Below are 26,969 nucleotides of genomic sequence, written 5' to 3'. Positions count from 1 at the left end.
ATCACGCATGGCCGCCGATCTGTCTCTCCAGCACGCTCCGGTTTCCTCGTCGTTTTTCAGCAAGTTTCCCGTCGGCGACTTTCGCCTGACCGACGAGCAAATCGCGTTCTATCACGAAAACGGCTATCTGGCCGGCGTGAAGATTTTGGAAGACGAGCAAGTCGAAATGCTGCGAGAAGAATTGGAGAAGTTCTTCCACGCCGATCATGACGGCCGCGAGTTGTGGTACGAGTATCATACGAACGAATCGGCGACGCCCGACACGGTGTTATTTCACGCGCTTGGCGCATGGCGCGTCGGTCCTGGCTTTCATGACATCCTTTGGTCGCCCCGGTTTGTGCAAGCGGCCGAACAGCTGGTCGAAGGGAAGGTCCGCTTCTGGCACGACCAGCTCTTTTGCAAGCCGGCCAATCATGGCGGCGTCGTCGCATGGCATCAGGATTACTCGTATTGGACCCGCACCAAACCGATGGCTCACCTGACCTGTTGGATCGGCCTGGATGACGCCGATCGGGATAACGGCTGCGTGCAGTATGTCCCGGGGAGTCACAAATGGGATCTACTGCCGATTACTGGTCTGGCCGGAAATATGGATGCGATTCGCGAAGTGCTGACCGATGAGCAGTGGGAGCAGTTCCAGCACCCGGTCGCGGCGGAATTGAAAATGGGAGAAGCGACGTTTCATCATCCGCTGATGGTGCACGGTTCGTTCGCCAATCGAACCAATCGCCCGCGCCGCGCGGCGGTGATCAACGTCTTCCGCGACGGCGTTTGCAGCGATAGCGACGACGTCCTGCTCGTCGGCGTCCCGCCGATTCCGAAGGGAGAAAAGATGGAAGGCCAGTTCTTCCCAATGTTGTCGAAGACGTAAGGCGAACGCAGTTATAGCGTCAAGCCAATCGGCAGCGCTTCGCCGAAGACCTGGTCGCGCTCTTCGTTGTCGAGGGCGCCTCCTTCGCGAACGATCCGGGCAAAGTGAGCCGGGGCCTTCTCCGTTTCCAGCCACCGCGCCGCTTCGGTTCGTTCTCCTTCCGACAGATCGCGATAACGATCGTCGGTCCGCCGCGCGATCTGCATCACCGCTAGTTGGTCCATCGGATCTCGATTCGCGTCGCGATAGATCGCGCTGAGCCAATCGGCGGCGATCTCGGCCGAGACGACCAGGTTGAGCGGACCATAGACCGGCGTGCGACTGCCGAGCCGTCCCAAGGCCCACGCCATCGCCGAGCGAGCCGACGCCATCTTCGGTTTGCCGAGCAAGTCGACGATCCAGCCGCCGATTTCCTGCTTCATCGGGACGTCGAGCAGTTCCAAACTCCCGAGCAACCTCCAAGCTTCGAGCGATTCTTGCGGCGTGAAGGTGGCGCTCCCCTGCCCTGTCATGATCCGTTTGTGAAGCGCGCGCAGCGCCAAGATCAACGGCTGCGCGACCGCTTGCTGTTGTCCGCGATTGAGACCGCCGGCGATTCGTCGCCACAAGATCCACGACTGGGCGCGGCAGTTGGCGTCGTTATGAACCACTTTCCCTTGCAGCGCCTTCCACGTTTCGGAGACGCGCCAGTCGTCGAGCGCCAGTCCATAGCCGGGACGCAAAGCGAACCCGGCCAGATTGAGCCAACGGATTTCGTGACTGCTAGAGCGGCGACGACCCGGTTCTAGATCGAGCAGTTCTCCCCAGATCCGCCGCAGCAAACTGGCAGGCCACTTGTCGCGGGGAATCTCGCTGGTCGTTTCCAGCGTTTGTAGTAGCTGCTGCGGTTTCTGCGTCGACTTGTCGCCGAAGGTCGCGGTCAGGTCGGCTTGCAGCGCCGACCAGATCTCTTCGTCGAGCACCCCTTCCGCTTCCCGGTCCGAAACATGCGCCGCGACGTCGGTCTGCGTGGCGCTACGCACGTCAAACTGCAACCGCCACTTCCGATCGCTCTCTTGCTCGTCGCACCAGAGTTCAATCGTGCCGATCTCGGTCAGTCGCGCATGGAGCTTGACGGCGACTTCCGTTGCCTCGCTGCGACGTTTGGCTCGCAGCACGGTTCGAATCGGCGGGAGGGAGCGGATTTGCTCATGATCGACCGTGACGATCTCTCCTGCCTTGTCGATCAAGCGAATGCTGGAGATGAAGAGGGGGAACTCAACCGGTTCGGAGATGCGGAGTTTGAACGTCCGCTCTTGCAGGTCGATCTCTTCGCCCGGCTGCGTCGTCGCCGGCAAGATGCAGAGGGCCTGCGAGCGCCCCTGGTCGTCGTGTCCGACGCCGATGTAATAGGTGCGGGCCAAATTCGCCGCGATCCGGACCCCTTCGCCGCGACGAACCAGTCCGTAATAGGCGGCGCCGCGAGCGACCGCCAGATCGAGCCGATCGTTGTCGAGGATCTGCAACTCGTACTGCGGATCGGTCGCGCGGAACCAGGCGTTGATCTGCTCGATCAACTTGCGGCGCAGGCGGGTCGACTCAAAGAATCCGCCGTTGAACAACACGATGTCGGGCCGAACGGCGGTGGCGCCTTCCTCGTCAAGCACATGCCGATGACTGCGGAGGAACGCCGCTAAGTGTCGCGTGATCGCCGGATCGTTGGCGAACGGCAGACCGAATTCTTGAAAGCCAGAGCTGCGCTTTTCGAGCGGCGTCTCGATCGTACCGCTTGGCAAAAAGCCTTCGACCAGGACTTGCTCGATCTCTTCCTTAGTGACCGTTACTTGGCGGCCGCCGCCGATCAGCTTTGAACCGCTGGCGGGCAAGTTGATCGTGATCTCGGCCGGCGCATCGTCGGTTAGCATCTCTTCCTTCGCGACGCGCGAGCGCCGGACCAGCGTCGACCATTCGGCCGGCGAGAGCTTGCCGCCGGAGGTGAGCTTTTGTTCCAGGTAGGTCGCCAGCGTCAGGTCGAGGTTATCGCCGCCGAGGATCAAATGCTCTCCGACCGCGACCCGGTGGAATTGAACTTTGCCGTCTTCTCCCTGACGAACGCGGATCAGCGTAAAGTCGGAGGTGCCGCCGCCGATGTCGCAGACCAGGATCGTCTGACCGGGCGAAACGAGCGACTCCCAGTTCTCCTTGTGCTTGTCGAGCCACGCGTAAAACGCCGCTTGCGGCTCTTCAATCAAGACGACCCGCTTTAGACCTGCTTCCGCCGCCGCCGCAATCGTCAGCTCGCGGGCGATTTCGTCAAACGACGCCGGGAGCGTCAGCACGATATCTTGCCGCTCAAGCGGATGATCCGGATGGGCGTCGTTCCAAGCGGCGCGAACATGGCCGAGAAGCCGCGCGCTGACGGTGAGCGGCGAGAGCTTTTCCAGGTCGGACGCTCCATGCCACGGCAACAGCGCCGCGGTTCGATCGACGCCGGTATGGGAAAGCCAACTTTTGGCCGAGTTAATCACCCGCGACGGAACGGTCACCCCGTGATCGCGGGCAAACATGCCGACGCAGTACGACTCGTCCTTCTTGCTCCAGGGAAGCTTCAGCGCGTCTGGCGTGAACTCGCTGGTCGCCGCTTCGTAGTGAAACGAAGGGAGCGTCGAGCGGGCTTCGACCTGCTGCGGCGCGACGATCTGCGGGATCGAGAACGACTGCAATTGCCCCGGCGCCGCTTCCGTATCGACGTACGCGACGGCCGAGTTGGTCGTACCGAGATCGATCCCTACGACGTAACGACTCGGCGCCTCTTCGTCGAGCAGCGCCGGTTCTGCCTGATGTTTCGCCACAGTTTCCGCCTAATCGTCTTCGCGAACGTTGAACTCCAGTTTCCAGCGTCCCCCGGTTCGCGGACTGACGCACCACAGCTCGAGCTGCCCCAGTTCCGTGATCTTCGATTCGAAGTTGACCGGCACGTACGATTCCTGAATCGCGTCGTCTTTCGGCAACAGCGTCTCCAGCGGATCGGTTTCGGAGATCTCTTCTTCATCCCAGCGGCTGAGCGCGAGTCCAGGCTGATCATCCTTGCGGATCGGCGAAGAGAAGAAGCGGAACTTGGCGGTCTCGCCTACGACCAGTCCAACCTCTTGCGAAGGAACATGGATCGACGTCCCTTCTTCCATCCCGATCGGCACCACGTTGACCAAATTCAGCGGTCGCGGGGCGCCGGGGATCGCCAGGCCGGCTCGTTCGACGCCGATGTAGTAAGCGCGAGCCGTACCGCCGCGGATCCGAATCCCGCCATGCTTCTTCGCCCAGCCATAGTAAGTGGCGCCGCGGGCGACGGCGTAATCCAAGTCGTGCGGGCCAGCCAACCGCTGCGGCGCTTCGCTCGACCAATCGGCCAGCACTTCCATCAAGCGATCCTGGAACGCATCGCTCTTGAAAACGCCGCCGTTGAACAAGACATGCGTGACCGGAGCTTTTCCTTCTTCGCGATGTGCCTGCAGAAACGCCGCCAGGTGACGCGTGATCGCCGGGTCCGATTCGTACGGCAGGCCCAGTTCCTGGAAACCGGAAGCGTGCCCGCGCTGCGGATGCGCGTCAGCGCCGCACTTCGGGAAGAAGCCGTCGAGCAACAGCGCCAGCGCACGATCGCGGGGAACGTCGACGGTCACGGTACCGCCGATCAATTTGCTGCCGCGGCCGAGAACCGAGATCGGCTGCGCCGCGGCGTTTTCGTCTTGCAGCAGCGTCTCTTTCGCCGCGCGGCACGAGTGCCAGAGCGAGATCGACTGCCACGGATCGAGGTTCACCCCTTTATCGGCGAACAACGTCGAGACGTCGAACGCCAGGGCGAGGTCCATGTTGTCGCCGCCGACCAGCAAGTGATTGCCGACCGCGACGCGGCGGAGCGATAGTTCGCCCCCCTCTTCATCGACTTCGACCAGCGTCAAGTCGGTCGTACCGCCGCCGACGTCGCAGATCAAAAGGCGATCGTTCACCTTCAGCTGCTTCCGCCACTTGTCTCCCCAGTGATTCAACCAGGCGTAAACGGCGGCCTGCGGTTCTTCGAGCAGCACCAGCGTTTCGGGCAGACCGGCGCCTTTGGCCGCTTCGCGGGTCAACTCGCGAGCGCTGGCGTCAAACGACGCCGGAACCGTCAGCACGACGGTCTGTTCAGCGAGCGGCGACTCGGGGAACTTCTCGTTCCAGGCGGCGACCAGGTGTTCGAGATAACGCCGGGTCGCTTCGACCGGCGAAATCTGCGGCAGGCCATTGGGTGCGTTCCAGGGCAAGATCGGCGCCTGGCGATCGACCTTGTGATGGGAGAGCCAGCTCTTGGCGCCGCCGACGGTTCGATCGGGAGCGTCGGCCGATTGACGACGCGCAATTTCGCCGACCGCGAAGTCGCGGTCCGCCGCCCAGGGAAGATCGAGCGCGTGCTGCGACTTCTCGGCGTCTCCCCCCAGGTAGCAGAACGACGGGAGCGAGTGACGTTTATCGACGGTGCTAGTGGCGATCAGTTGCGGCAGTTCGAGCAATTCGACTTCGGCCTGCTCGGTATCGAGCGCGGCGTAAGCGACGACGCTGTTGGTCGTGCCGAGGTCAATCCCGACGACGAAGTTGGCAGGCATCTTTCAGTTCCTAATTCAGAGTGAGTCCGCCGAAGGGAAGCTTAAACCTCGGCTTCCGCCGGGGCAAGAATCTTCGCCGCTTCCGGTTCGCCATTCCATTTGGGCAATTCGCACTTGGTCGCCTTCCAGCCGGCATGGACCAGGCGGGCGCTTTCCGGAGGCGTCGCCCCAACCGAGCCGACCAGGCGCAGTTCGAGCGAGTTAAAGCCGGCCGGAATCGCGATCTTGGTTCCTTCCTCTTCGCCCCGGAGCCGCTCGATGCCGAAGATCCGATCGAGCGTCGCTTTGGTATCGCGATGAACGTCGCGAACCGCGGCGCCGATTTGCGCGTCTGCAAAGCTGCTGAGGTCTTCCTGGAACAAATCGAGGAACCGCGCTTCGCGCTGCAGCGCTGCGAGCAGCACCAGCGCATCGACGCCTGGCGGAACTTCCGGCTTCGGAGGCGCCGCTGGCTTGGGGGGCTCTGGCTTGGCTTCTTTCGCGGGAGCTTCGCTCGCCGGCGGCAGCAGCAAGACGGCCTGTGCCTTTTCCGCCGTTTCGCGATTGAACAAGACCTTAAAGAACAGACTTATTGCAGTACCCAGACGGCCCATGGAATTTCGTATGTCCTCTAATGCGGGAAAAAACGGCGACAACAGATTGTCCAACCTATCGAACGTCGTTGCTTACCGCAATTACCAACTCGCGAAGGGGAATCGACGCAACCTAATGCCGCCCTTAGGGAAACAACGCTTACAAGTTCCCTAGTCACGCTAACCCGCAGACAAATTGGCATATCGAGACGGCGCCGTGACCGTTAGGATATGAACTTTCCTGGCATCCATTATTTATTGAGGACCACATGTCCACCGTCGCCAAGTTGGAGTCGAAGCCGCCGCAGCAGGAAGGGATTATTAAGCCCGCCGAAGCGAAGTCGGAGTCGACCCACGCAGCGAAACCGGATTGGGTGGTCCGTGCGATTCCCTTCTTCTACGGCTGGATGATCCTGCCGATCTCGATGGTCGCCCAATTCGCGACCAGTCCGGGTCAAACCTACGGCGTTTCGCTGTTCAATACCCATTTCTCACGCGACTTGGCGCTGAGCCCGCTCGACGTGTCGTTCGCCTACATGTGGGGAACGATCATCGCGTCGCTGCCGATGTCGCTGATCGGCGGAATTGCGGACCGATTTGGACTGCGGAGCTCGATGACCATCGTGGTGTTGATCTTCGGCGGCTCCTGTTTGTTCATGTCGCAAGTGAGCGGCGTTTGGACGCTGTTTCTCGGCTTCCTGCTGATTCGGATGTTCGGCCAAGGGGCGCTGACCCTGTTGGCGACTACCTCGGTCGACATGTGGTTTCGCCAGCGACTTGGTTTTGCCGTCGGAATTCGAAATCTGTCAATGCCGATCGCGCTCGCCCTCTTCCCGCTGATGTCCGAATCGCTGATCGAGAACATCGGTTGGCGGATGACCTACGTCGTGCTTGGCATCGGCGTCTGCGGCTTGATGCTGCCGTTGCTCTTCGTCTTCTTTCGCAACAAGCCGGAAGATATCGGTCAGTTGCCGGACGGGGTGAAGAGCTTGCCGGCCGAGCCGGGGGATCTCGACCAGAAACCGGTCGACCCTGATTTGCATTTGCCGCAGTTCACCATGGGGGAAGCGCTGCTGACCCGGTCGTATTGGATTCTGGTGGCGCTGATGTCGTGCTGGGCGATGATCGCGACCGCGCTTACCTTTGTGATGGTCCGCTTCCTGGAAAGCCGCGGCCTGAGCGAAGACGAGGCGCCGGTCATCTTCCTCTGCACCGCTTTGACGATGGCGATTTGCCAATTCATCGGCGGATGGCTGGCCGACCATGTCCGGCTGCACTGGCTGATGGCGGCCGGAGCGGTGGGGCTGGCGATGAGCGTGATTTGCTACGCCAACATCAATTCGGTCTATGGCGCCGCCTTGTTCGGACTGGTCTTTGGCGCGGCCCAGGGAGTCGCCGTCTCAGGCGCCAGCAGCGCGTGGGCCCGGTATTTCGGTCGAGCCCATCTCGGTAAGATTAAGGGAAGCTCGATGACGTGGATCGTCGCCGGTAGCGCCGCGGGCCCCTATTTGTTGAATCTAGGGGCCGCCAATCTCGGCGGTTACGAGCCGGTCTTGTGGCTGTTCACGGCGATCTTCGCGTCGCTCGCGGTCGCGTGCATGTTCTGCACGCCCCCCCGCGTGAAGTATCCCCAGCCTGAGTTCTAAACAAGAGTAAGAATAGAACGCGGAGGCCACGGAAAGAGCACGGTAAAACCACGGTAAGAAAGAGAGATTTCATTTTCTCTACCGTGTCCTTCCGTGATATATCCGTGGCCTCCGTGTTCCATTTCTTCGCATTCAATTCCGCCGCTGATTGTCAGGATGTTGTCGTATGGCTGCCGTTGATGAGTACTTTGATAGCGACGGCGTGAAGATTCGGTACGTCGAGCAAGGGTACGGTGAACCGGTCGTGCTGTTGCATGGCTTCACGCGGAATATCGAACATGGCTGGATCAACTACAAGCTGTTCGACCACCTGAGCGAACTTTATCGCGTCATCGCGATGGATGCCCGCGGGCACGGCAAGAGCGACAAACCGCATGGCGACGTTTACGGCAAGCAGATGTACGGCGACGTCGTGCGCCTGCTCGACCACCTGAAGATCGAATCGGCCAACCTGGTCGGCTATTCGATGGGAGGCCGGATGGCCCTCAATACGACGATCCATTTTCCGGAGCGCGTTCGTTCGACGCTGCTCTTGGCCGCCGGCGCTGGTCGGCCGGGCGACGCGGTCGAGTTGTGGGAAGACCTCCAAGATTCGCTCACTAGCCATGGCCAGCTTCACCCGCTGATGAAAGTTCTCTGGTCGAGCCGCAATCCTCCCAGCGAACGTCAGTTGGCGGCGATGAACGCCAACTTGATGGAAGGGAACGATCCGCTGGCCTTGGCCGCCGTCGCGCGCGGTTATTGGGAACTGGGCGTCACCGCCGAACAAGTCGCCGCCATCCAAACGCCGCTGCAAGTGGTGATCGGAGAAGAAGACGCCGCGGCGCGACTCGACGCCGATCGGCTGTGCGACGACTCATCCCACGCCACTCGCGTAGATGTCTCCGGCGCCGACCACTTTACGCTACTGTTGAAGCCGCAGTTGGGGAACTACATCGTCGACTTCCTCCAACAGGTTGGGTAAAACACTTGCCCGCAGCGCAAGCGAGGGAATGGATTCGGAAATGTCTAATGACTAATCACTAATGTCTAATTCGGAGAGCAACGTCTTCCATTAGACATTAGGGCTTAGTCATTAGTCATTAGTCATTTGCTTGCGACCACATTCCCTCGCTTGCGCTGCGGGCTAGTGGAAGAGAGTTTCGTGCTAACTACGTTCATTAAATTATCCCATGGCCAAGCTCCATCTCGAATCGCTTCCTCACGGCACGACCAGCGGCGGCGTCTTCAAGCTGCTGATCGAAGAGGCCGGCGTTAACAATCGCGATATCGGCCGTATTCAATTGCAGCGCCGCACGGCGGCGGTCGAGTTGCCGGCCGACGTTTGCGGTCGAGCCCAGCGAAAACTGGCCGAGACCGCGCCGGAGCTGACCGCTTGGGTCGAACCTGACGATGTCGAGACGCCGCAGATCTTCCGCCAGTTCGAGAAATGCCTGAAGTGGGAAGCCCAAGAGCAGCAAGAGCGGATCGCCAACGATCCCTCCGCCCTGCGGCTGAAGGGACTTCGCCTGCAGGATCAATGGTCGGCCTTAGGTGGACGCGTCGTCTGCAAGCTGACCGGCAAGAATCCGCAGGCCGAACTGCCGATGCACGGTCTGCGCGTCGGCACGCCAATCGTATTGCTTTCCGACAGCGGCGAAGATCGCGCCCGCGGCGTGGTGACGCGACTGACGGCGACTTCGGTTGAACTGGCGATCGGCGACCTGTGGGAAGGGGAAGAAGATCGTCTGGCGGTCGCCATCTCGACCGACGACGTCGCCCGCGGTCGGCAAGAGCGGGCCCTGCTAAAAGCGACGTCGGCCAGCGGAAATCGAACCGCCGAACTGCGTGACGTCCTCTTAGAACTTCAGGCGCCCGCGTTCGCCAAACCGGACGAAAGTCTCGCCTCCGCGCGACTCAATCCATCGCAACAAGCGGCCGTGCAACTCGCTCTCTCGGCCCGCGATTTCGCCATCATTCATGGTCCTCCCGGCACCGGTAAGACAATCACGCTGGCCGAAATCGTTCAGGCCGCCGTTGCCCGCGGCGAAAAGGTATTGGCCTGTGCGCCGAGCAACCTGGCGGTCGACAACCTGGTTGAGCGATTCTGGGCCTGCGGTATCAAAGCGGTTCGCTTAGGACATCCGGCGCGGGTGAGCGAGTCGCTGCATGACGCGCTGCTCGAATCGCTGGTTCGCGAACATCCCGACGCCAAGCTGGCCGAAAAACTGGTCAGCGAGGCGAAGACGCTCTTCCGCAAAGCCGATCGCTTCACCCGTGCGAAACCGGCGCCGGGCGAAAAGAAGTCATTGCGGGAAGAAGCCCGGGCGCTGCTTGACGACGCCGCGCGGATTCAACAACAGACTCTAGAACGTTTGCTCGACGAAGCGCCGGTCGTCTGCTGCACGCTGACCGGCATCGATGACGACTTGCTCGGCGCTCGCACTTTCGATCTGACGGTCATCGACGAAGCATGTCAAACGACTGAGCCCGCCTGTTGGATTCCGGTGTCGCGTAGCAAACGGCTGGTGATCGCCGGCGACCATTGCCAGTTGCCGCCGACGGTCGTTTCGCAAAAGGCCGAAGCGGCCGGCTTTGGCGTCAGTCTGCTGGAGCGACTGATCGCTCGCTATCCGAAAGCGGCGCAGCGGCTCGAGCGGCAATACCGGATGCACAACCACATCATGGAGTTCAGCTCGCTCGAGTTTTACGACGGCGCCCTGGAAGCGGACGAAGCGGTCGCCGGGCATAGCTTGAGCGATTTGATCGCCGCCGACGAGATCTGGGCCAAGCCGGTGCAGTTCATCGACACCGCCGGAGCCGACTATCAAGAGGCGGATGACGACTCGTCAAGTCGCTCCAATCCGCGCGAAGCGGAACTGGCGGTCCGCAAAGTGAATCAGCTTCTCGCGCTGGAGATGCGGCCGGAACAGATCGCCGTGATTACTCCCTACGCGGCGCAAGTTCGCTTGCTGCGCGAGAGCCTGCCGGCCGGCGTCGAATGCGATTCGGTCGACGGGTTCCAGGGACGTGAGCAGGAAGTGGTGATCTGCTCGCTCGTCCGCTCGAACGAAAACGGCGAAATTGGCTTTTTGGCGGACGTTCGCCGGATGAATGTCGCGATGACACGGGCCAAGCGGAAACTGATCGTGATCGGCGACAGTTCCACAATCGGGGGGAACCCGTTCTATGCCCGGCTGCTCGAATATGTAGAATCAATCGACGCGTACCACTCGGTCTGGGAGGAAGTGGAGTAGGTTATCGCGGCGGTGGCCCACTCTAACTCCCGATTTATGTAGCATTTTTTGGCTATGCAAAGGGTTGCGGGATCACCGCGAGACTTTGCGATTTTGACCGATTGGGTTATTCTTAAGGTTTCGAGCCTTTCTACTCCTACCCGCGTAAGAGAGTTCTTTCATGACGCATTCTGTCGCTAGTCGTCGTCAGTTTCTCAAGACCTCGGCTGCTGCGGCGGCCGGCTTGGCTGTCGCTCCTGCTTTTGTTCCTTCGACGGCGTTCGGCGCTAACGAACGGATCGTGACCGGCCATATCGGCCTCGGGGGACAAGGTCGCGGCAACCTCGGCAAGTTCATCAAGAATGCGGTCGCCATCTGCGACGTCGACAGCAAACATGCCGAACAAGCCGCCAAGACCGTCAAAGATAAAGCGGGGACCGAGTGCGAAATCTACGGCGACTACCGTAAGATCCTCGATCGCAAAGATATCGATGCGGTCGTCATCTCGACTCCCGATCACTGGCACGCTCTGCCGACCATCGAAGCTTGCCAGGCGGGTAAAGACGTCTACTGCGAAAAGCCGCTGACCCTGACTGTGGTTGAAGGGCGGAAGATCGTCGAAGCGGCTCGCGCCAACAAACGGATTGTGCAAACCGGTTCGCAGCAGCGTTCGGCCAGCAACTTCCGTAAGGCTTGCGAATTGGTTCGCTCCGGTTACCTCGGCAAGCTGCAGACGGTGCTGGTCGGCATTCCGGGACCGAATCACCCCGGCAAGCCGATTCCCGATTCCGATCCGCCGGCCGAACTCGACTACGACTTCTGGCTCGGTCAGGCTCCGCTACGGCCTTACAACAAGAACCGCGTCCACTACAACTTCCGCTTCTTCTGGGATTACTCGGGCGGTCAGATGACCAACTGGGGCGCCCACCATATCGACATCGCCCACTGGGGGATGGGAATGGACGACAGCGGCCCGATCTCGGTCGACGGCAAAGCGACCTTCCACCCGGAACATTGGCACGACGTCACCGAAACGTGCCGCATCACCTACGTCTATCCGAACGACGTGACGATGATCCTGGGCCAGAAAGAGAAGGACATCCCGCAGGGAACGACTTTCATCGGCGAAAAGGGTCAGATCTTCGTCAATCGCGGCCAGTTCAAAGCGACGCCGGGCGAAATCGGCGAGATCAAGCTGACCGACAGCGACGTCCATCTCTACGACAGCTCGGACCACCACAAGAACTTCCTGGACTGCATCAAGTCGCGTGAACTGCCGATCTGCGATGCGGAAATCGGTCACCGCACCGCGACCGCTTGCCATCTAGGGAACATCTCGTGCCGTCTCGGCCGCAAGATCGCGTGGGACGCCAAGTCCGAAACGATCAGCGGCGACGACGAAGCGGCCGGTATGCTCTCGCGTCCGTATCGCGCTCCGTGGGAGTTGACCTAGTGAAACGCATTTGTCTGATCTTGATCGCGCTGGCGGCCTTCGCGTCGCCGGCGCTGGCCGAAAAGTTTGACCCGGCTCGCTGGGATGCGGAGATCTCCAAAATTGAAGCTCGCGACGCCAAGACGCCGCCAGCCAAAGAAGGGGTCGTTTTCATCGGCAGCTCCAGCATTCGGATGTGGGATCTGCCGAAGTACTTCCCGGACCAGCCGGTCGTTAACCATGGCTTCGGAGGTTCGCACCTGGAAGACTCGGTTCACTACGCCGATCGACTGGTGACTCCCCTGAAGCCGTATGCCGTGGTCGTCTACGCCGGCGACAACGACATCAGTCATGGCTACAAACCGGAGCGTGTGCGGGACGACTTCCTGAAGTTCGTCGCCAAGGTTCATGAAACCTTGCCCGAAACGAAGATCATCTACATCGCCGTCAAACCAAGTTTGTCGCGGTGGAACCTGGTCGACAAAGTTCGCGAGACGAATCGCCTGATCGCCGCCGAGTGCGAAAAGGGAGACCTGCTCACCTTCATCGACATCGACGAGCCGATGCTCGGCGAAGATGGAAAGCCGCGAAAAGAGTTGTTCAAGAATGACGGCCTGCACATGACCGACGCCGGGTATCAGATCTGGACGAAAGCGGTCCAGCCGGCGATCGCGAAGTAACGCGTCTCTTGGCACGGGTGCCATGCTCTTCTCGCGTCTTCGCGAGAAGAGCATGTCTTCGAATTGTTTACCAGGTCAAAGACATGCTCATCCGGCGAAGACGCCGCAAGAGCATGGCACCAGAGACGCATAGCGCACGAGAAAAGCCCACGTGAAACTCACGCGGGCTTTTTCTTTGTACGTTTCGTCTCTCCCAGACGTTCTCCAACGCAGCGATCGCTGCGCGAAAACTAGTCGAGGTAGAGGGAGCGTTCTTTGGCGGAACGACGTTCAGCGCGGAGACGAGCACGACGCTTCAGATCGCTCGGCTTTTCGTAAAACTTGCGACGGCGCATTTCTTTCTTCAAACCGCTGCGCATGACAAGTTTACCGAAGCGACGAACAGCTTCTTGAATCGACTCCTTCTCGCGAACCAGAACTTTGACCATGTCTTTCCTGAATAACGTAGCGTGAACGAATTTATCGTTGGTTGGAAAACCAACGCTTCAAGAGACCAGAAACCCTTCTAGTCTCGCCAGCAAGCTAGTGCGAAACGACCAATATAGCGGATTATAGGTCACTCCGCCTAGACCTATCTCAAGAATATTGAACGCTTTACGCCAAACCTGGGCCGCTCTAGATTGGCAAAGCCGACGGATCGCCCTGGCTCGTAAGTCCTTTTGTTTTACGATCTTGCGCGGATTTCAGTTGTTTCAGCTCGGCCGGGTCGACAATCCAGCCGCGACAACGGCGAGCGCCGCACCCGCAAGGAATTGCCGCATTGGCGGGCCACGCGTAGTCAATCGTCAGCTGATCGCCGGCGGCGATCGGGCGGATCGTTTCGAGCCAGATTTCGGCCGGCGGCTCGTCCTCTTCGAGATAGACCAGGCAGCAGTTCGGCTCGCAGCTGTGGTTCAAGTAGCGGAACGGTTCGCCCGGTTCGAGCGAGAACGTGTCCCCCAGATCAATGCAGTAGCTGCTGGAGTAATGTTCGTCGTCGATCACTTCGCCGGTGACCATGGCGATTAAGTGGCGCTTCGGAAAAGCGCGAGCGGCGAACAAACCCTTTCCATAAGGAGTGTCGCCTACCTGAAACAGATCGTCCAAGACCTTCGCCCCGTTCTACAACTCGTTGCCGTTCGATTCATCCATGCTAACGAGCGACTTGATTTCGGGAAGGGGCGTTGACTAGAACGGCGCGTAATCGCCGTTCTGTCGCAACAGGCGCCATTGGTTTTCGTACTTCTGCAGGAAGGTCCAACCAAGTTCGCCGTAAATGTCGGCGCGCTTCTTGTACAGAATCAGCTTGGTCGGCTCTTGCTTGATCAACTTGTTGAGCAGCTCCAGCGCTTCTCCCTGACGATCCTTTCGCCGCAACCGGCGATCATGCACCAGCGCGTACTTCTCTTCGGTCGTGTCGACCCAGCTGGCGAGTTGCTGGTAGGTCTTTTCAAAAAGCTCCCCCCGTTTCTCTGGATCAGCGGGGCTCTTTTCGATGTTGGGATCGGTTTCGTCAGGCAGGTCCATATAAGCGATCGCGCGGCATTTGCGATAAAGCGCGTCGGTCAGGACGTCTTTCTGGTTGGTCATCTCCGTATTCCGCTCTTTTTCTTCCTCGGTTTTCGGATCCTGTTTCCGGCCGAAGTAGCGGGCTAACTTGTTCTGCGGAATCAGACGGATCAGCTTGTCGGCCGCTTTGACGACGGCCGGCAAATGCGCTTTCCGGTCGTCCCCGTCGAGCATGTGGAGACGCGCCTGAAGCACCTTGAAATTGTCAGGACTTTCTTTGAGCAGCTTGTCAGCCAGTTGGTCGAACTGCTCCTTGTTTTTCTTTTTCGCCAGGACGCTCAGTTCAGCGACCTGTAAGTCGAACATCTTCTCTTCCAGCGTTTTTTCTTTCGGCTTGTCGGCCGTCGCGGCTTCCTCTTTCGGAGCCGGCGGAGGGGGAAGGTAAATCAGCTCGAACCCGCCCGGTCGACGCCCTGCGCCGGCGACCTGGTTCTGCTCTTCGCCGAAGTAGATCTTGCCGAGGAAGCGATCCCGCGCGCCAATCGTTTTCGGCAATGCGCTATCGGACGGACGTCCCAGATAAAAGGCTTCCATCTCGCCGTCGGCGATCTTCTGGCCGGACAATCGGCCCGATCCGCTCATCACCTGATCGAAGCTTTGCCGCACCGGCAGCGACGCTTTCGACTTCAGGTCTTGATCCAGGAAGATTGGCATCCCTTCCAGTTTCTCGAGCGACTCGCGATCGAAATGCCGCAGAAAGAGCCGGAGCGTATAATCCCCTTTCGGCAGCTTCGCCGAGCGACCCGAGACGCCGACCCCCATCTGTTGCTTGTTCTTGTCATAGATCATCCAGAGCCGGCCTGACCAGATCTCGAAGGCGGAGTCGTCCGACATCACCGACGGACGAGGACTGACCTCCCCTTCTTCGGCCATCGTAAAGTCGTAGGTTAGCGTCAGACCGTAGTTGCGACGCTCCTCCGACAGCTGATCACGTTCGGCCGACAGCGGTTTCAGCTCCGCTTTTTTCGGCTCAACCACCCGCCGCCAGGTCGAAAGCTCCGCTTTCGGGCCAAGATGTTCCAGGCCAAATGCGCCGACCACTTCGACCCGCTTCGCATAGTCGACGCCGTCAAAGACGATCGTCTGATTGACCGGATCGAGCGAATGGAACGTGAGCTGGCAGTCGAATTCGGCGTCGCCGAGGCTGTTCCAGTAATGGGCCAAACAAAGCTCCAGCGTCCGCCCCTCGACGACCGCAAAGCTGACGTTCTTCACTTCTCCTTCGACGAACCGCAGGTAGGTGCGTTCTTCCTGATCGCGGCTATCCTCTTGCGGCAATAGTTGCTTCGTATGAGCGACCATCAGACGCGAACCAGCGAACTCGCCGGCCGAGATCTTCAGGTCGGCCCAGGTCGCGCCGACCGGAACATTGATAAAGCGGCGTTCCACTTGCCCGGCCGACGATTTCAGTTTCTCTTGCCACGTGTTTTTCAACTTCAGTTTGACGGTCTGCGTCACGGTGATCGGCACGCGGAACAACGGCCCGGCGGCCTGATTGTCGGCGTCGTAGCCTCGGATTTCGGTGTAGTGGGCGCCCGGCGGAAGCGCCGTCGGGTCGACTTCGATCTCAAAGTCGCGGCCGCCGTACGCCAGGAAGAAGACTTCCGGCGACTTGACCCACTCGGCGTCGCACTCCAGACGAACCTTCATCTCGAATGACGACTTGTCGGCGCTCGGAACGTCTTCGGGGAAGCGGGGCTCGACTTCAATCTTGGCCTGGGTCGTCGTCGCCAGATCAACCGCTTCCCGCAGGTAGATGCCGCGGTCGTTGTGATGGGAGGTCACTTTCACGTCGTAGCGGAGTCGGGCGTCAATCTGGTGCGAGTTTTCCGCGAGCCAGTCGTAGGCGGCGTCAACTTGCAACAGCCCCTGCCCCATCGCGAACGGACTTCCATCTTTCAAAGCCCGGGCGCTGTTCTGGATCGCTCGCTTCACCAGCGTCGGCGAATAGGGAATCTTGTCTTGTTTCAAGGCCGAAACGAGGACCGCCAAACCGCCGCAGACGTTAGGCGAGGACATCGACGTCCCATTCATCAGCTGCTTCGGAGTAAGCGCCCATTGCGAAACGGGAGCGATCGCGCCGCCGGGAGCGCAGATATCAACCCCCAGATCGCCGTCGGACGCCGGTCCACGCGAACTCCACGTGTACGGCACTTCTTCCAGCTTGTCGCGAAGCGAATAGCTCACTTCGGCCAGTTCCGGCGAAACATAGGCGCCGACGCCGATGATCGACGAGGTGGTACCGCCAGGCGCCGTCACCGAGGTAAGGGCCGGTCCGTCGTTGCCGGCGCTGGCGACCCAGATGATCCCATGTTTGTAGACGACTTCATTTTGCAGTTCGGTCAGCGGGCCGACGTTCGGAATCGGCGCCGCGCCGCCGTAGCTCATGTTGATCAGGTCGACCTTGTTGTCGATCGCGGCGAGCATCCCCCGCGTTTCGCCGGTGCCGAGCGAGTTGGAGCCAACCCGCGTATCGCCGATCTTCACCGCCACGATCTGGGCGCCGGGGGCGATGCCGTTTTGCTCGGGATGTTCCGGATGGTAGGCGGCGATGATGCCGGCGACGTGGGTGCCATGCGTACCGCAGTCGGTCACGACCGAGAGGATATTGCCGTCGTCGTAGATGTTCAGCGCGTAGTTGAGGAGCCCCTCGTCGTCGAAGGTGGCGTATTGCCGCTCGGCCCGGAAGTTGGTCATCAGCTTTTGGTCGTCGAGCTTCCCATCTTCGTCGGTATCTAAAACCGCACGCCACATTTTGCCGTCAAAGAAAACGACGCAGTCGTAGATCGGGCCGGGATCATCCCAAGCGCCGTGCGCTTTCTCGAGCTCCTTCTGCCGCGTTTTCAGCTCGGCCAGCTCTTCTTTTTGTTCGTCAGTCGGCTTCGCGTGAGCGGCGTTAAACGCTTCGATTTCGTCGCTTAGCTTCGCCTGTTGGGCGCGGAACGCCTCGTCCCACTCTTTTTTCCGCTCAGTCTTCAAACGGCTGACGAGCCCGCCGGGGAAGAGATCGTACCCCCGCTTCATGCCGACGTGATATTCGCCGCTGGGGCATTTCCACTTCTTGGGAATCGTCAACTGGCGGCCGGTCAGCCCTTCCAGAATCCCCTCTTCGTTCGGCTTGCGAACGGTCGAGGTATCGACGTCGCCGCTGCCCGAGGCGTCGACCATGTCGATGATTTTCGGCCGACCGTCAGGCGTTTTCTGCAAACCGACGGCGCCAGGATCGACCCCAGTGTCGAAGACGGCGACCACCACGCCGCGGCCGTCCGCTTCGGCATGTTTTTCCAGGAACCGGATCGCGCCGATTTCGGACTTCGGCATCAGGCCGTAGCTGGGGAACTTCGCTTCTTCGCCGAGGAGGGCGACCGAGAGAAACGAGCCGATGACGATCGACAGAAGAGAACGCAAAATCATGGTGATCGATCGGGTTGGAGAGGGAGGATTGTAGCGATGTTGTCGGGCGGGAGCCTTTCTATCTTACTTTAGTCAACGAGCGGGAGCGGAGGTTCATCCGAAAAACTGCGCCCATTCGCCTTTGGGGGAGTTACCGGAAAAGACGGTTAGGCGCGTAGTTTTCGATATACCGCCGAACAGGGATCTTCTTTGCCGTATTATCGCTGCTCATGTAGCGAATTTTGCCAAAGATCGGCCGTTCCGGCCCCCAGGCCCGATCGTACCGACCCAGACACCAGAAAATGCCGCTGTAAGAATTCGGGTTTCGCCCGTCGACGGCGTACTTGTTGTTGAGGTGGATTAGCACCTGCAGGGCCTCTCGCGGCGTTGGCGACCACTCCAGAATCTTCTTCCCCCACAACATCCGCAGGTAGTTGTGCATTCGCCCTTCTAATACCAGCTGCCCCTGAGCGGCGTTCCAGAGGTCGTCGTAGGTCCGCCCCTGTTCGAGCTGGTCCAGGTCATACAGGTGGGGGCGTTTATCTTGGACGTGATCCTGCAGCGTTTCCTGGGCCCAATCGGGAAGCGACTCGTAGCGATCGTAATTCGACTCGCGGGAGCACATGTTGTAGCCGATCTCGCGCCACGTGATCAGCTCGTCCAGAAAGGACTCGGCGCTCAGGGACATATTCCACCAACCTTCGCGGGAGCCGGTCGCCTTGCTGCTCAGCATCGAGACGTCCCACTTCTCTTGGGAGGCCAACTGGGCGAAAACGTCGTGCGCCGAGAGATGGCCGAAGTGGAGATACGGCGAAAGTCCGCTCGCGACGTCTGCTTCGGGGGAATTGCGCTCGTCGCCGTACCGCTCCAGCTTGCTCGAAAGGAAGCTCGTCAGCGTCTGTTGCGCGGCGACGCTTCCTCCATCCATGACGGCGTCCCCCACCGATTGATCGATCGGCAGCACATCGAGTGCATCGGACGTCGCCTTCAATAGCTCGTCCGACGCCGGCGGATAGCGCTTTTGAATGTCGGCGATCAGGCTGGCTTCGGCCCGCGGGATCTTGGCATTGATGAGCGGCTCTTCCTGCGGGAACTCGACCAGGTAATCACGCAGGTTGTGATGCAGAAAGCGGCGGAAGCTGTGGGCGACGGTAAAGGTCCGGTCGCCGGCCTTCATCGGCAGCAGCCCGTTGGAGTCGATCGCTTCCAGCTTCACGTCGACCTTCCGCGCGAACGCCCGCACCATCCGGGGCAAGAAGAAGCAGGGAAAGTCGTCGGTGACGATCACGCACGATTTTTTCGCCAGCGCCGCCAAGAGGCCGTGATCGGCATCCTTCGTCGGTTCGACGTACGGGTAATAAAGAGCCGGCGTCGGCCCAATCGCCGCCGCATTGGCGCCCATCCCTTGCATGACAAAGCGGTGGAAACGGCGACTCGCCCAGGGATAGTCGATCCGGAGCGCCTCAAAGATCACCAGCGGCTTGTTCAGATGCTGCGCCCAGTCGACCGCACGCTGCAAGCTGAAGTTACACCGCGTCCGGCGGTTGGCGATCATCCAGTAGAGGACGAAGTCGCCGTCACTACGGATCGGCGCGTCATTACACGAGGTGAGTCGAAGCTGCGGGAAATCTTCCACGGGAGGTGCGTCTCTGGAGGCAAGGAGATACTAGAGTCCAAGAATGCGCCGCAGGGCCGGCTCCAGTTCGGGATCGCGAAACGTGTAGTTCGTTTCTAACAGTCGCGTCGGCATGACTCGGCTGCTGGCGAGCAACAGGTCGTTCGCCATTTCCCCCATCGCCAACTTGGCGGCGAAGCTGGGGACCGGCAAAATCGTCGGGCGATGCAGCACATGACCGAGCGTTTTGGTGAACTCGCGGTTGGTCGCCGGGTTGGGGGCCGTCAGGTTGACCGGGCCGATCAGCTCGTCGTTCATCAAACAGTGGTGGATGCCGCCGATCACATCGTCCAAGGTGATCCAGCTCCAGTACTGCTTGCCGCTGCCGATCACGCCGCCGACCCCTAGCTTGAACGGAGTCAGCATCTTGGCGAGCGCCCCGCCCTGCGGGCTCAGCACGATGCCGAGCCGCACGTTTGCGACCCGAATGCCGGCCATCGCCGCCGGTTCGCACGAAAGCTCCCATGCCCGGCAAACGTCCGGCAGAAAACCTTCGCCGGCGATGCTCTTCTCATCGACGATCTGATCGCCGGAGTCGCCGTAATAGCCGATCGCCGACGCGCAGACCAACGTCTTCGGCGGCTGCGGCAGCGCCGCAAGTTGGGTGGCGAGAAACGTCGTCCCGTCGACTCGCGAGTTGCGGATCTTCGCTTTTTGCTTGTCGGTCCAGCGAGCCTCGGCGATCCCTTCGCCGGCCAGATGGACGACGGCGTCAATGCCGGCCAGCGAAGCGGCGTCGATCTCGCCTTGTTCGTAGTTCCAGTAGACGCCGGATTTGCTTTTGCTGCGGGTCAGCGGCACGACTTCATGTCCGCCGGTCGTAAGAAACGCGGTGAGCGACTTGCCGACCAAGCCTGACGCTCCGCTGATGGCGATTTTCATGGCCTCCCTTTCCAAGTACGGCTGATGGGCGGCCAAGTCGGCGAGCAGCGTCGCATGGCGATAGCGAAACATCCGCTCCAGCTTGTCCGCAACATAGGCTCCACCCAGCATTTTACCGAGTTCACCCCCGGGAACGGAGTATTCGACATGGTCTTCGAGATAACAATGCCGCTTGTCGATCGAGCCGAACCGATGCTCATGCTCCCAATGGGCGAACGGCCCGGAAAGCTGCACGTCGGAAAAGAGTTCGTTCTCAATGAACGTGCGATGTTCGGCCAGCCACCGAACGGGAACAGGACCGATGTTGGTCTTCAGCACCGCCTGCGAACCAGGGGCCAGACCAGCCTCGTACTTTTCCACCGTGACCGATTCCCAGGGAGGCGTCAGACGAGCAAGCGCCCCCTCACGCAAATGCCACGCAAAGGCGACTTCGACAGGAACAGGGATTTCACTACGCCGCTGGAAAACTTGATGCGTCATCGGTGATATGCATAAAGGCGGGAAAGTCCCGCCCGATATTCTCGAAAGGAAAAAAGGTTCGCCCCGACCGCTGCGACTCTCGCCGTCCCCTCCAGAACATTGCGAGTCAGCACCAGGCCGAGGCGAACGTTCCGCGCCTTACTGGGGCAGCAATACGGTATCGATCACATGGATCACGCCGTTGGAGGTGACGATGTCGGCTTTCACCACTTTCGCGTCGTTGATCATGACGGCGCCATCTTTCGCCGAGATCTTGATCGGCTGCTCGGCCAACGTATCGGCCGATTTGACCTTCGCCGCATCGGCCGCCATGACCTTACCGGCGACGACATGATACTTCAGGATCATGGCCAGCTTCTCTTTGTCTTTCAGCAGGCTCTCGACCGTACCCTTCGGCAGTTTCGCGAACGCCTCGTCGGTCGGGGCAAAGACGGTGAATGGTCCATCGCTCTTCAAAGCGTCTACCAGCCCCGCCGCTTTGACTGCGGTGACCAGCGTCTCAAATTGTCCGGCGGCGACCGCCGTATCAACAATATCCTTTTCCGCCTTCTCGGCAGCCATCGCGGGACGAACGACAGCGACGGCGGCAATCAGCATCATCGGGGCAAGAATCCATTGCAAAGCACGCATGAGTTAAGCTCCTGGTAGCGATTGAGGAATCACACTAGGACCGGGCGACCTAAGATTTCGCCAAGTTCCAGCACGGGGAATAAGGGACTTGTCATGACGCGTCGTTGACTTCTGTTGGCGTTGTAGCGGTCAGGGCGTCGGTGACCAGTCGAAAAGAAGAATTGCCGCGAGGAATTTTTTAGAGAGATTTCGCGGGACTGATGGGCGTCGAAAAACCACGAACCCTGATCCGAAAAGGATCGCCGCACGATGTTTCCAAAAGCTGCGGAGTCCGATCTCCGGCGCCAGATCGAGATATCCCGGCATTCCCATGAGGACGATCTTGCCGCAGGCTTCGGCAGCGTCGAACTGCCCCATGCCATTGAGCGTAAATCTCCACAGGCGGCCTTCGATTTTCGCGGGAAGTACGTTTTTCCCGCCGCTGGATTGAGCGTTGATCCTCGCAGTCGTATTCGGCGGCGTCATCACCTGCACGAATCCACCCTATCGAAGGCAATATCCGCAGCGGCCCGTCGAATGCATATCACGAAACGAGGGACGGCTCGTCCATTCCGTCACTCGTTCGCAACCCATCTGATCGAGGCGGGCTATGACATCCGCACGATATAGGAACTCTTTGGTCACAGTGACGTTAGGACGACAATGATTTATGCTCATGTTTTGAGCCAGGGAGGACGTGGCGTCCGCAGCCTGGCTGATTTCGACGTCCGGGTTACCGATTAACGTGCGCACGTTATTCGGAAAGGTTCTGAATAAACACTAGTTATGTGCCTGGCTATGGATGCAGTATCCGCTATCGTCAACTGTGACTTTGAGGCTGCCGAGAGCCTGCGGGGGAGTCTTGATGAGCAGCAAGTATCTGATGTCATCGCGCTGTACTTGGGCACCGCCGACTGGGGCCAAAAGGACATCGCAATTCATTTGCTTCAAGATTGCGAACCTTCCGTCGTAGAAGCCGTCATGCGAGACGCATTGCAGTCGCCAACTGTTGAGACTCGCGCCCTTGCGTTATGTTCCCTAAAGAACGACTTTGCAATGTTCGAGCGGTTTCTACGGAACGGTTTCGTTGACGCTTCACTGGTTGACGCGGCGATCGAATCCGAGTTTCGCACATAACAAGGCGTTGCACCCGACCGCCAAAACGTTTTGTCAAATGGTACAATCCACCGGCGGCGGGTGAACTTAGTCGTTATTCGGAGGCAGTTATTACGTTGCATGTCTACCTCAACGTATCGATTACGCGATATGTCAGCGATGTCCCTCAGCCGGGATTCGTTGAATGTGAACTAACCGACGCCAACGGGCAACTTTGGCGATTCGTGGACAAAACCGCGATATTCAGTTCGGAAGACTTGACGGCCCAGACAATCTATCCACGCCCAGGTGTCATCGCAGGAGCGATTGTCAGCCGCAGTCGTGACAAATCGGGACGTGAAGTCGTGTTGGTTGATACTGAGCGTCCTTGGGACGTTGAGTCGATAGACGGTAAGAGTCAATTCGAGGTGTTTGCGGACTTACTCGTTACTCATCCCGCATAACAAGGCGTTGCACCCGACCGCCAAAATGCCTTGTCAAATGGTACAATCCACCGGCGGCGGGTGAACTTGGTCGTTATCCGAATAGAACTACAGCACGCACTTGGAAATGCCATTGACATATGATCCGCCAATCGTTGTAAATGAACCGCTTGGGAAGCGTTGGCTACAGCCGCTGCGTTGGCACCTCACTGCACTCGCGTTCTTTCTTCCTTTCGCGTTGATGCTTGCGATTCACCGCTACCTTGGACTATCAGACGCGATGATGGTTGCTCCCGCACCTGGCCAACCGCATTCGATTCTCTACAATATCTTGATGATTGGAACTTTTTGGTTTGGTGTTGGCGGCTACCTACTGCATGTGTTACTTATTGCCGACCGAACGCCGATTTGGCTATTCATCAAGCTTGCATTATTGGCGGCTTCGTGGGCTCTGTTGATTCTGATGGTACCATAGGCATAGGGCTGGAACACGAACTGGTCGGATAACCAAGCCATGCACGCCGAGCACGCGATCAGCCGTTTTTGACATGGTAGCTTCCCTCGCGCGTGCCGGGTGATGGCCAGCGTTGGGCTTCCCAGGTACTTGGCTGATCGTTGTGAGTCCCGCCACTTCAAAATACGTAAGGAGGGCGGTGTCCTGAGCATGAAATCGATCTGCGCGCGCCACGGCTTGGTGTGGCCATGAATTCCGCATCTAAGGCGTCGCAGTTGCGATGCAAAGTCGGGGGACAAGCGGCGGGAGATTCATCGCTTGGGACGCGCACAATCATGGCCGCGCAGAGCCGTGGCCGTGGCACCCGCGCTACGCTGGCGAATGTCCAACAGTAGTTGTCAATCGTCGCGAGGTTTTGTCATTCCGTTCAACTGTGGAACTCCGGAAGAGCTCAGAGTTCGACGCTACCCTTACCCCGAGCTCCCCACCGCACAAGCTTCCGCCACCGTTTCTGCGAACTGCGACGTCGACAACTTCCCGCCCAGGTCGCCGGTTCGCGTTTCCGGATTCTGCAGCACGGATAGCAGTGCGCCTTCGATTCGGTCGGCCGCTTCGGTTTCGCCCAGGTGCTTGAGCATCATCGTGGCGCTCAGCAGCAGCGCGGTTGGGTTGGCCAGGTCTTTGCCGGCGATGTCGGGCGCCGTGCCGTGGACCGCTTCGAAGATGGCGGCGGTTTCGCCGTAGTTGCCGCTCGGGGTGACTCCCAAGCCGCCGACCAGGCCGCTGGCCAGGTCCGAGACGATGTCACCGAACAGGTTTTCCATCACCAGAACTTCAAACTGCGTCGGATCCATCACCAGCTTCATCGCGGCGGCGTCGATGATGCAGTCGTTCAGTTCAATGTCGGGATACGACGTGGCGACGTCGCGGACGGTATCGAGAAAGAGCCCGTCGCTTAGCTTCAGGATGTTCGCCTTGTGGACGCAGGTCACCGTCTTGCGGTTGTACTTGCGGGCCGTCTCAAAGGCGAAGACGGCGATGCGGCGCGACGCTTTTTCGCTGATGACGCGGAGGCTTTCGACGACGCCGGGAACGACCGTATGCTCCAGGCCGCTGTAGAGCCCTTCGGTGTTTTCGCGAATGACGATCAGGTCGACGTTATCGAAGCGGGTCTTTACGCCGGGGATGGTGCGAGCCGGGCGGAAGTTGGCGTAAAGCTGCAGTTCCTGACGGAGCCCGACGTTGACGCTGCGGAATCCTTTACCGATCGCGGTGGCGAGCGGGCCCTTCAGGGCGACGCCGGTCTCTTTGATCGCGGCGATCGTCTCTTTCGGCAGCGGGACCCCTTCCTTTTCGACGGCGGTCACGCCGGCCAGAACGGGGCGCCAATCGATCGAAACGCCGGCCGCTTCGATGATCCGTTTTACGGCGGCGGTAATCTCGGGACCAATGCCGTCGCCGTCAATCAAACAAACGTTGTGCGCCATCGTACGCCCCTCGGATAGTGTCTTCGTATGCTGCTGCGTGTCGGGCCAGACGAACGGTTTTCGTCGGGCCATTTACCGATTATTTGCGCTGGCGAGGGTTGTCGTCGAGATCTAGCGAGGCGCAAGAGCAAGCGCCAGCTGCGCAAAACGGACGTAGTGGAAAGATGCGATCCGCTACGTTTACGAGACGGAATGATCGATGCCGCTCAGGGGAAAAATTTTTTGAGCGTTTCTAGCAGAGGGGCGAATTCGCCGGTCAATTAGCCTGCACGTGGCGCCATGCTCTTATCGCGTCTTCGCGAGAAGAGCATGTCTTCCATGCGTTTCGCCAGGAGGGCGAAGACATGCTCATGCGGCGAAGACGCCGCAAGAGCATGGCACCAGGCACCAGGATATGACGTGGCGCCAGGAATTAGAAACTACCCGGTGATCAGCTTCATATTCATTTCCCCTTCGTTCACCGTCGGGCGTTCGGGGCGACCTTTGTGGAAGTAGGTCAGTTTCATGTTGTCGAGCCCCATCAGGTAGAGGATCGACGCATGGAGCGAATGGACGTGCATCCGATCTTCGGTCGCGTGCAGGCCGATTTCGTCGGTGGCGCCGATCGTCTGACCGCCGCGAACGCCGCCGCCGGCGAACCACATGGTGAAGCCGGTCGGGTTGTGGTCGCGACCGTTTCCTTGCTCGCTCATCGGCGTGCGACCGAATTCGCCCCCCCAAACGACCAGCGTATCGTCGAGCAGCCCGCGACGCTTTAGGTCGGTCAGCAACCCGGCGACCGGTTTGTCGGACGAACGGCAGTTTTCGGAGTGGTTCTTTTCAATGTTGTTATGGGCGTCCCACTTGCTGCCGGTGCCGTGATAGAGCTGCACGAAGCGAACGCCCCGTTCGACCAGGCGGCGTGCGAGCAGACAGTTGCGGCCGAACGCTTCGGTCTCTTTGTCGTCCATGCCGTACAGGTTCTTCGTCTCTTCGGTTTCTTGCGCCAGGTCGATCGCTTCGGGAGCGTGCACCTGCATGCGGAAAGCGAGCTCGTAGCTCTTGATCCGCGCGTCGAGTTCGCTCTGGCCGGGATGCTCGTGGGCGAACCCTTGGTTCATCCGGTTCAGGTAAGCGAGCTTCGATTTTTGGCGAAGATCGGTGACGCCGTCCGGGTTTTCCAGATTGCGAATCGGCGTTTCGCCGGCATGGAAGCGGGTGCCCTGGTAAACGGCCGGCATGAAGGCGGTTCCCCAGTTACGCGGACCGTTGACCGGCGTGCCATTGTTGTCTTGCAGCACGACGAAGGCCGGCAGGTTTTCATTCTCGGTCCCCAGGCCATAGCTGACCCAACTGCCGAGCGAAGGACGACCGCCGATGATCGCGCCGGTGTTCATCTGGCAAACGCCGCCGGCATGGTTGATCCCGTCGCTATGGCACGAGCGGACTACCGCCAGGTCGTCGGCATGCTGGGCGGTATGCGGCAGCCAATCCGAAATCCAGAGGCCGCTCTCGCCATGTTGTTTCCACTTGCGAGGCGAACCGTAGAGGGGCGCTTTCCCTTCCCCCATCGCCAGGATCACCTTCTTGAACGAGCTGGGGAGCGGTTGCCCGTGCAGCTTGTTCAAGGTCGGCTTCGGATCGAACAGGTCGATGTGGCTCGGGCCCCCTTCCATGAAGAGGAAGATGACGTTCTTGGCCCGCGGCGCCAGGTGCGCCATCTGGTTGCTCTCGGCCAGACTGCCGTGATCGGCGCGCGCGTTTTGCGCCATCATCCACGAGAGGGCGAGCGAACCGAACCCGGCGCCGGTGCGCAGCAGCGCTTGGCGACGATCGATGACCTGTTCGTGATGCGGGACGCCGTGTTGTTGGCAAACAGTCGATGACAT

Annotated in this window: 21 protein-coding genes; 9 read left to right on the top strand and 12 right to left on the bottom strand. The window is 59.8% G+C overall.

Going from position 1 to position 26,969, the window contains the following annotated elements:
* Window positions 1-7 precede the first annotated feature (7 nt).
* Window positions 8-871: a phytanoyl-CoA dioxygenase family protein gene (locus tag LOC68_RS03380; protein ID WP_230215781.1), complete on the top strand. Its 864-nt coding sequence runs from the start codon at window positions 8-10 to the stop codon at window positions 869-871.
* A gap of 11 nt (window positions 872-882) precedes the next feature.
* On the opposite strand, the gene LOC68_RS03375 is transcribed toward LOC68_RS03380, so the two are convergent.
* Genes LOC68_RS03375 through LOC68_RS03365 form a run of 3 tightly spaced genes read right to left on the bottom strand, consistent with a single transcriptional unit; the run spans window position 883 to window position 6,083 of the window.
* The gene (locus LOC68_RS03375) at window positions 883-3,702 is read right to left on the bottom strand and encodes an Hsp70 family protein (protein WP_230215779.1); all 2,820 of its coding nucleotides are present in this window, start codon (window positions 3,700-3,702) and stop codon (window positions 883-885) included.
* A 9-nt stretch (window positions 3,703-3,711) separates the two neighbouring features.
* Window positions 3,712-5,490: an Hsp70 family protein gene (locus LOC68_RS03370; RefSeq protein ID WP_230215777.1), complete on the bottom strand. Its 1,779-nt coding sequence runs from the start codon at window positions 5,488-5,490 to the stop codon at window positions 3,712-3,714.
* A gap of 41 nt (window positions 5,491-5,531) precedes the next feature.
* Window positions 5,532-6,083 (bottom strand): DUF2760 domain-containing protein, encoded by a 552-nt coding sequence (locus LOC68_RS03365; RefSeq protein WP_230215775.1) that lies wholly within the window; start codon window positions 6,081-6,083, stop codon window positions 5,532-5,534.
* A gap of 248 nt (window positions 6,084-6,331) precedes the next feature.
* On the opposite strand from LOC68_RS03365, the gene LOC68_RS03360 reads away from it, so the two are divergent.
* The 5 genes from LOC68_RS03360 to LOC68_RS03340 all read left to right on the top strand — a co-directional run bounded on the left by LOC68_RS03360 (window position 6,332) and on the right by LOC68_RS03340 (window position 13,035).
* Complete coding sequence (locus tag LOC68_RS03360; protein ID WP_230215773.1) at window positions 6,332-7,708, top strand: MFS transporter; 1,377 nt, start codon at window positions 6,332-6,334, stop codon at window positions 7,706-7,708.
* Window positions 7,709-7,874: 166 nt separating this feature from the next.
* Window positions 7,875-8,672 (top strand): alpha/beta fold hydrolase, encoded by a 798-nt coding sequence (locus tag LOC68_RS03355; RefSeq protein ID WP_230215771.1) that lies wholly within the window; start codon window positions 7,875-7,877, stop codon window positions 8,670-8,672.
* A 208-nt stretch (window positions 8,673-8,880) separates the two neighbouring features.
* Window positions 8,881-10,944, top strand: coding sequence for an AAA domain-containing protein (locus LOC68_RS03350; RefSeq protein WP_230215769.1), 2,064 nt, complete (start codon window positions 8,881-8,883; stop codon window positions 10,942-10,944).
* Between the two features lie 160 nt (window positions 10,945-11,104).
* Window positions 11,105-12,376 carry a Gfo/Idh/MocA family protein gene (locus LOC68_RS03345; protein WP_230215767.1) on the top strand — a complete coding sequence of 424 codons (1,272 nt, stop codon included), beginning with the start codon at window positions 11,105-11,107 and terminating at the stop codon, window positions 12,374-12,376.
* Window positions 12,376-13,035: an SGNH/GDSL hydrolase family protein gene (locus LOC68_RS03340; RefSeq protein ID WP_230215765.1), complete on the top strand. Its 660-nt coding sequence runs from the start codon at window positions 12,376-12,378 to the stop codon at window positions 13,033-13,035. The genes LOC68_RS03345 and LOC68_RS03340 overlap by 1 nt, the downstream gene beginning before the upstream one ends.
* 230 nt (window positions 13,036-13,265) lie before the next feature.
* Here the strand turns inward: LOC68_RS03340 and rpsU are convergent, their stop codons facing one another.
* The 7 genes from rpsU to LOC68_RS03305 form a co-directional block, all read right to left on the bottom strand.
* Window positions 13,266-13,463, bottom strand: coding sequence for a 30S ribosomal protein S21 (rpsU, locus tag LOC68_RS03335; RefSeq protein WP_002652995.1), 198 nt, complete (start codon window positions 13,461-13,463; stop codon window positions 13,266-13,268).
* A 187-nt stretch (window positions 13,464-13,650) separates the two neighbouring features.
* Window positions 13,651-14,121 (bottom strand): SET domain-containing protein, encoded by a 471-nt coding sequence (locus tag LOC68_RS28825; RefSeq protein WP_230215763.1) that lies wholly within the window; start codon window positions 14,119-14,121, stop codon window positions 13,651-13,653.
* 81 nt (window positions 14,122-14,202) lie between these two features.
* The gene (locus LOC68_RS03325) at window positions 14,203-17,997 is read right to left on the bottom strand and encodes a S8 family serine peptidase (RefSeq protein ID WP_230215761.1); all 3,795 of its coding nucleotides are present in this window, start codon (window positions 17,995-17,997) and stop codon (window positions 14,203-14,205) included.
* Between the two features lie 130 nt (window positions 17,998-18,127).
* Window positions 18,128-19,612, bottom strand: coding sequence for a deoxyribodipyrimidine photolyase (locus LOC68_RS03320; protein ID WP_315858812.1), 1,485 nt, complete (start codon window positions 19,610-19,612; stop codon window positions 18,128-18,130).
* A 30-nt stretch (window positions 19,613-19,642) separates the two neighbouring features.
* Window positions 19,643-21,013, bottom strand: coding sequence for a TIGR01777 family oxidoreductase (locus tag LOC68_RS03315; protein ID WP_230215759.1), 1,371 nt, complete (start codon window positions 21,011-21,013; stop codon window positions 19,643-19,645).
* Between the two features lie 138 nt (window positions 21,014-21,151).
* A complete protein-coding gene (locus LOC68_RS03310; RefSeq protein ID WP_230215758.1) occupies window positions 21,152-21,643 on the bottom strand; it encodes a fasciclin domain-containing protein in 492 nt (163 codons plus the stop codon).
* A gap of 129 nt (window positions 21,644-21,772) precedes the next feature.
* Window positions 21,773-22,111 carry a hypothetical protein gene (locus tag LOC68_RS03305; protein WP_230215756.1) on the bottom strand — a complete coding sequence of 113 codons (339 nt, stop codon included), beginning with the start codon at window positions 22,109-22,111 and terminating at the stop codon, window positions 21,773-21,775.
* On the opposite strand from LOC68_RS03305, the gene LOC68_RS28730 reads away from it, so the two are divergent.
* The 3 genes from LOC68_RS28730 (at window position 22,070) to LOC68_RS03295 (ending at window position 23,635) form a co-directional block, all read left to right on the top strand.
* Window positions 22,070-22,252, top strand: coding sequence for a tyrosine-type recombinase/integrase (locus LOC68_RS28730; RefSeq protein ID WP_390623336.1), 183 nt, complete (start codon window positions 22,070-22,072; stop codon window positions 22,250-22,252). The genes LOC68_RS03305 and LOC68_RS28730 overlap by 42 nt on opposite strands.
* A 168-nt stretch (window positions 22,253-22,420) precedes the next feature.
* Window positions 22,421-22,759 (top strand): hypothetical protein, encoded by a 339-nt coding sequence (locus tag LOC68_RS03300; RefSeq protein WP_230215754.1) that lies wholly within the window; start codon window positions 22,421-22,423, stop codon window positions 22,757-22,759.
* Between the two features lie 534 nt (window positions 22,760-23,293).
* On the top strand, window positions 23,294-23,635 hold the full coding sequence (locus tag LOC68_RS03295) for a hypothetical protein (RefSeq protein ID WP_230215752.1): 342 nt from the start codon (window positions 23,294-23,296) through the stop codon (window positions 23,633-23,635).
* Window positions 23,636-24,084: 449 nt separating this feature from the next.
* Here LOC68_RS03295 and LOC68_RS03290 read toward each other — a convergent pair whose 3' ends face one another.
* Both LOC68_RS03290 and LOC68_RS03285 read right to left on the bottom strand, forming a co-directional pair.
* Window positions 24,085-25,173: an isocitrate/isopropylmalate dehydrogenase family protein gene (locus LOC68_RS03290; protein WP_230215750.1), complete on the bottom strand. Its 1,089-nt coding sequence runs from the start codon at window positions 25,171-25,173 to the stop codon at window positions 24,085-24,087.
* Between the two features lie 347 nt (window positions 25,174-25,520).
* The gene (locus LOC68_RS03285; RefSeq protein ID WP_230215748.1) at window positions 25,521-26,969 is read right to left on the bottom strand and encodes a DUF1501 domain-containing protein; all 1,449 of its coding nucleotides are present in this window, start codon (window positions 26,967-26,969) and stop codon (window positions 25,521-25,523) included.

It is taken from the genome of Blastopirellula sediminis (assembly GCF_020966755.1).
Lineage (GTDB): Bacteria > Planctomycetota > Planctomycetia > Pirellulales > Pirellulaceae > Blastopirellula > Blastopirellula sediminis.
Note: the sequence above shows the minus strand (reverse complement) of the source record. Positions and strands in the feature narration are given on the sequence as shown.